Source organism: Vibrio chemaguriensis (genome assembly GCF_012275705.1).
GTDB lineage: Bacteria > Pseudomonadota > Gammaproteobacteria > Enterobacterales > Vibrionaceae > Vibrio > Vibrio diabolicus.
Window position 1 is genome coordinate 1 of record NZ_SHOE01000051.1, and the last position, 5,957, is coordinate 5,957.

Here is a 5,957-nt window from a genome sequence, read left to right on the forward strand (position 1 = left end):
TTCTCTCGCGATACTTTCTAAGCCCTGCCATGACGAGTTGATGCGCAACTCTGTGCGGTTTCTACTGAACCGGGTCCCAGTATCGAGGACTAGTTTTGAGCCCCTGTGCTGACTTACGTGTTAGAAAGCTTATTCACTAGCGTAGTGTAAGAAAGAGTAAGATCGGAAGACTGAGTTATTAAGCACCTAGCCACTTACGCATGTATTGCCTTTCTAGATTCTAGGTTGTTGCGTTTGGGGTTACGTTGCGTCTCGCAAGCTTATTTACTGAAGTCTACTAATATAGAGGTCTAATAGAGTATTAAGCTGTTGGAGCTAGGAATAATAAAAAAGCCCAGCAGGAAAATGCTGAGCTTTGAAGTTAATTATGCTTACAGGATGCGTTTTAAAACCCCATCTGCTTTTAGGCGGGTTATTTTTCTTACTAACCGCTGCACCCCTATCGGATAATCTTCCACTTTTTCTAACTGTTTATAAGTACAGATAAGGTGGGTATGCTCAAGGATACGCGAAACCTCATCTTCGAACTTATCAGTGAGTTTCGCATAATTGTCTTGGATGAGAAGTCCATTTTCTAGATCAAGTGACCAAGCCCGAGGATTTAAGTTATTCCCCGTCAGTAGCATATAGCGTTTATCAACCCAAATGCCTTTGAGATGGAAGCTATTATTGTCATGCTTCCAGAGGTGAATTGACAGTTTACGCGCAGCGATATTCGCTTCATTTGCTTTCGCAAAGCGGCGTAGGTTTACTTCATACAGATATGGAAGTCCGCCAATGGTTTTAAAGTCTTCCTCAGGGGCAATATAAAAGTCGTTTGCTGTCTTGTCGCCCACAACAATAGTTACTTTCACACCGCGTTTCATAGCTCGCTTCACTTCACGATGCAGCGCTTTAGGGAAGTTAAAGTAAGGCGTACAGATAAAGATTTCGTTTTGGGCGGCCGCTAGTAACTTTACAATCTGTTGATTGAGTAGATTACGGCGTTTGCCTAGACCAACTAGCGGGGTGATTTTTACACTTTCTTCTGTTGCTGGTTGGTCTTCAAACTGATAATTAGCTTGAGCAAGTGAAGCTCTCAGTTGACGAATCGCCGACTTAATTTCTTTGGTTTCTGGCTTATCTTTTCCAGCAAGATCATTGACAGCTGGGTGAGCAATCATCTCTTCCTGAATGAATTGCACCATTGAATTAGCTAAAGACTCATGTCGAATCACATGGTAACGATCAAAGCGATAGCGTTCGTGATAGTGCAGATAAACGTTATTTAAGCTTGCCCCGCTGTAGATGACAGTATCATCGACAATAAAGCCTTTTAAATGCAGTACCCCAAAAACCTCTCTGCCACGCACAGGTATGCCATAGACAGGGATCGGGTGTTGGTACTTATTGGCATACGCTTTGTAAAGCGCAGAATTACCCTCAGATGTTTCCGCACCAATCAGGCCACGCTGCGCTCGATGCCAGTCGACACAGATATTGATGTCCAACCCAGGATTGCGCTGTTTCGCTTCATAAAGCGCAGTGAGAATTTCACGTCCAGCTTCATCATCTTCCAGATATAGAGCGACTAGGTAAATTCGCGACGTTGCTTTGCTGATTGCATCCAAAAGACGAGCCCTGAATGATTCTGCTGAATACAGAACATCAAAGTCTTCCGGATTGACAGCGAGACTTGGCAACTGTTCGAATGGATTCCTACTTACTATCATATCGGTATGAGTACCTTAGTTTAGTGCAATATTGCGAACCTGCCATTTTATCAAAGATATGATTTGCCTGGCTACAAAAGCGCGCGTTTTGATGTCGTTGAAGAGATGAATTGCATTGGAATGAGATCTTTACCGCTATCTACATAGCGTTGAAATGCCATTTTTAACGGGTGTGGTAGCTCAGAGCAATCAATGGTTTTGAATCCATGCTTGGAATAATAGGATTCGAGATGTGTAAACGCGAAGCAATAATCGCCATCAGTTAAAACATTGTTTTTACAATGAGTTAGTAGTTCTTTTCCAATGCCAGTTCCCCTAAGTGTTGGAATGACCAGCATTCCCGTCAGCAATCGAGATCTATCTACGGTTTTTAAGCGTAGTAACGCAACGATTTCACCTTTATGGCTCGCAGTAATGATCAGTTCATCCTTTTTTGCTCGACCCGAAGGGTAATGCGCTTTGTACAACCTCTTAATGAGAGGGAGCTTGATAGGATTTAACACTTCTATGATTAATGAGTCAGGTATTGTCACTGCGGTTAAAAGATAACTAATGTAGAATGTCGACAGTTTAAGAGAATCTTATCTGACGTTGCAAACCTACTATGCAAATTAAAACAAATGCAAGCCTTAAGGCTTACCATACTTTTGGGATTGAACAGTCGTGTTCCTATTTAGCGACCATCGAGTCGCTCGAGGAGGTTACCCAACTATTTCAAGACCCGAGATTCACCCATTTACCGAAACTTTTTTTAGGTAAAGGAAGTAATGTTCTTTTCACTGAGCATTTTGACGGGTTAGTGATCGTTAATCGAATCATGGGTAAAAATGTGACGGAAACGGATGACCAATACCTATTGCATATTGCAGGTGGTGAAGACTGGCCTGAATTGGTTTCCTGGTGTGTGAGTCAGGGAATTGGTGGGTTAGAAAACCTAGCCCTGATCCCTGGCTGTGCAGGCTCGGCTCCTATTCAAAACATTGGAGCCTATGGGCTAGAGCTAAAAGACATTTGTGACTACGTGGATGTTCTTGATCTAACTACGTTTGAAAATAGAAGAATGAGCGCCAGAGACTGTGAATTTGGCTACCGAGACTCCATTTTTAAACACGCTTTGCATGAAAAGTGCTTTATTACCGCACTAGGGCTTAAGTTGGCTAAGCAATGGCAACCGATTAATCAATATGGTCCTTTAAAAGATATTCCGGAAGAACAACTTAGCCCAGCAACAATCTTCGAGCGAGTTTGCCAAGTGCGAACGGAGAAACTGCCGGATCCAGCCAAAGTAGGTAACGCAGGGAGTTTCTTTAAAAACCCAGTGATCACTCAAGATCATTATGATCGGCTCATGAAGCAACATACTAATATCGTGGCCTATCCAACTCCTGGCGGAATGAAAGTCGCGGCTGGTTGGCTGATTGATCAGTGCGGATTAAAGGGGAAGTCTGTGCATGGTGCACAGGTCAACCCTATGCAAGCCTTGGTTTTGACCAACATGGACAACTGCAGTGCCGATGATGTTGTCGCACTTGCTTCCCTAGTGAAGCAGGCTGTGTGGGATAAATACCAAATAGAACTTGAGCATGAAGTGCGATTTCTGAACCGCACCGGGGAAACCAACCTGGCTCAGGTCGAGGCGTTAAGATGAGAAAAGATCACTCTACGAAACTTCATATCTTAAAGTCATTAAGTAACGGCGAGTTTCATTCTGGAGAGGCGCTGGGCGAAGCCCTGAATGTATCCAGAGCGGCAATAGCTAAGCATATTAAAGGTCTTAGTGAGTGGGGCATTGATATTTATCGAGTGCAAGGGCGCGGTTACCAGTTGGCATCACCATTGCAGTTGCTAGATGAAGCTCTCCTTACTGCTAGTGCGGAGTCATTTATTGAGCTTGTTCCTGTGATTGACTCAACCAACCAGTATTTGCTTGATAGAGTCGCAGAGTCAGAAAAGGGCCGTGTTTGTATAGCTGAGTATCAAGCACAAGGACGTGGTCGCCGCGGTAGACAATGGATCTCTCCATTTGGCTCTAACTTATACCTATCCATGTACTGGCGATTAGATGCGGGAATGGCCGCAGCAATGGGCTTAAGCCTTGTTATTGGTATTGCCGCAGTGGAAGCACTAGAAGAAATGGGCATACAAGGCGTTAAGCTCAAGTGGCCAAATGACCTGTATTATCAAGATAAAAAACTGGCAGGAATCTTAGTGGAGATGTCAGGGCAGGCCGGTGGTGCTGCTCATCTTGTGATTGGGATGGGGCTCAATATTGGAATGCCTGATGCGCAACCTGAGATTGATCAACCATGGACAACATTGAATCAGGCAAACGAGAGTCTCGTGATCGATAGAAATGTCCTAGCGACGACGCTTATCAAGCATTGGAATTCCGCACTTATCGAGTATGAACTGAAAGGACTTACCAGCTTTGTCGAACGTTGGAATCGATTAGATAACTTTCTCAATCGTCAAGTCAAGCTGCTCATCGGACCTAGAGAGGTGCACGGCGTCGTACGCGGCATCGATCATCAAGGCGGGATATTACTCGAAACCTCGCAAGGGCTAGAGACTTACATTGGTGGCGAAATCTCGTTGCGTAAAAGCGATTGACGTTCAATTACTTTCGCAAAGATACCTTATCAACCAAGTGGTTGACGCCTTTGTGTAGAATCAAATGGGCTCTTTCTCGGGTTGGAAGAATATTCAGCTCCAAGTTGAGCCCATTAATATCATGCCAAATTTGTTTCGCTTTTTGCTTTGCTTCATCGACTGACAGTTGCGTGTAGTGACTAAAATAAGAACCGGGTTTAGTAAAGGCCCCTTGGCGAAACTTTAAAAATCGTTCCACATACCACTGTTCAATTGTCTCTGTTTCAGCATCGACATAGATCGAAAAATCCAAAAAATCAGAGACAAAGACGCGATGTGGATCATGCGGATAATCCATTCCACTTTGTAGAACGTTTAAACCTTCAATGATAAGAACATCCGGTCTATCCACTTTTCTTAGTTCGTCCGTAATGTCATACGTGATGTGGGAGTAAATAGGCACTTCAAGATCCGGCTTACCCGCTTTAACGTCAGACATAAACTCAACTAAACGTTTGATATCATAGGACTCAGGAAACCCTTTACGATGCATGATACCGCGTTCTTCTAGTACCTTTTTCGGATATAGAAAGCCATCTGTTGTAACCAAGGACACTTTGGGATGATTCTCCCAACGAGAAAGCAATGCGGTCAGAATACGAGCTGTCGTACTTTTGCCTACAGCGACACTGCCGGCGATACCAATCACAAAAGGAGGGGCATGTTCTTCCGTATTCAAGAATTGTTGTAATACGGAATTGCGGCTTTGACGAGCTTGGACATACAGATTCAAAAGGCGAGACAAAGGAAGGTAGATTTCTACCGCTTCCTCCATGGTTAGGTTTTCATTAATGCCCTGAAGCGCAGTCAAATCGTCTTCAGAAAGTGTCATCGGTACAGAGTTTCTTAACTCGGCCCAGTTTGCACGGTCAAATGACAAAAATGGACTCATGGGTCTCTTTTATCCTTGGTTTAGTAGAAGCAAGAACATACATCAAGCGAACTTCAAAGCAAACGACAAAGGTCGAAGTTTACTTTAAAAAAGCCAAGTTTGTACGAATTTACAGCAAACGAATCTAAAAAATCGAATTTTATGATTTTTTTTAAAATTACTATTGCAACCTCGAAAATCATTCAATAGAATGCGCACCACTTATGCCGACTTAGCTCAGTAGGTAGAGCAACTGACTTGTAATCAGTAGGTCACCAGTTCGATTCCGGTAGTCGGCACCATTCTTTCCTTTAGTAGTCTGAATGGCTTGAAAATTTGGAGGGGTTCCCGAGTGGCCAAAGGGAGCAGACTGTAAATCTGCCGGCACTGCCTTCGATGGTTCGAATCCGTCCCCCTCCACCATATTCTTTAGGAAATAGCTCTCAGAGTTACGTGTTGCGGGCATCGTATAATGGCTATTACCTCAGCCTTCCAAGCTGATGATGCGGGTTCGATTCCCGCTGCCCGCTCCACTCTAATTTGAGTGCTGATATAGCTCAGGTGGTAGAGCGCATCCTTGGTAAGGATGAGGTCGGCAGTTCGAGTCTGCCTATCAGCACCAGCTCTCAAGTTTATTTCCTTTTGATATTAGATTTACCAATTATCTTTTTTTGGTTGCGTGGTCAATTTGGGCCACCTAAATCCGTACCTAGAGGGACCACTCA

The 5,957-nt window shown here is 43.9% G+C and carries 5 protein-coding genes and 4 tRNA genes; 6 read left to right on the forward strand and 3 right to left on the reverse strand.

Going from position 1 to position 5,957, the window contains the following annotated elements; genetic code table 11:
- Window positions 1-371: 371 nt before the first annotated feature.
- Window positions 372-1,712, reverse strand: a complete 1,341-nt coding sequence (gene pssA, locus EX191_RS22580; RefSeq protein WP_193448544.1) for a CDP-diacylglycerol--serine O-phosphatidyltransferase — start codon at window positions 1,710-1,712, stop codon at window positions 372-374.
- Window positions 1,713-1,783: 71 nt separating this feature from the next.
- A complete protein-coding gene (locus EX191_RS22585) occupies window positions 1,784-2,215 on the reverse strand; it encodes a GNAT family N-acetyltransferase (RefSeq protein ID WP_193448545.1) in 432 nt (143 codons plus the stop codon).
- Between the two features lie 101 nt (window positions 2,216-2,316).
- Here EX191_RS22585 and murB point away from each other — a divergent pair, with 101 nt between their 5' ends.
- Entirely contained in the window at window positions 2,317-3,360 is a 1,044-nt protein-coding gene (gene murB, locus EX191_RS22590) for a UDP-N-acetylmuramate dehydrogenase (protein WP_193448546.1), read from the forward strand.
- Window positions 3,357-4,322: a bifunctional biotin--[acetyl-CoA-carboxylase] ligase/biotin operon repressor BirA gene (gene birA / locus EX191_RS22595; RefSeq protein WP_193448547.1), complete on the forward strand. Its 966-nt coding sequence runs from the start codon at window positions 3,357-3,359 to the stop codon at window positions 4,320-4,322. The genes murB and birA overlap by 4 nt, the downstream gene beginning before the upstream one ends.
- A 7-nt stretch (window positions 4,323-4,329) precedes the next feature.
- Here birA and coaA read toward each other — a convergent pair whose 3' ends face one another.
- Entirely contained in the window at window positions 4,330-5,253 is a 924-nt protein-coding gene (gene coaA, locus EX191_RS22600) for a type I pantothenate kinase (RefSeq protein WP_005398335.1), read from the reverse strand.
- 205 nt (window positions 5,254-5,458) lie between these two features.
- Here coaA and EX191_RS22605 point away from each other — a divergent pair.
- From EX191_RS22605 to EX191_RS22620, 4 genes are all read left to right on the forward strand, one after another.
- Window positions 5,459-5,534 (forward strand) — tRNA-Thr (locus EX191_RS22605).
- Between the two features lie 36 nt (window positions 5,535-5,570).
- A tRNA-Tyr gene (locus tag EX191_RS22610) sits at window positions 5,571-5,655 on the forward strand.
- Window positions 5,656-5,690: 35 nt separating this feature from the next.
- Window positions 5,691-5,765 (forward strand) — tRNA-Gly (locus EX191_RS22615).
- Window positions 5,766-5,778: 13 nt separating this feature from the next.
- Window positions 5,779-5,854: transfer RNA gene (locus EX191_RS22620), tRNA-Thr, on the forward strand.
- Window positions 5,855-5,957 lie beyond the last annotated feature (103 nt).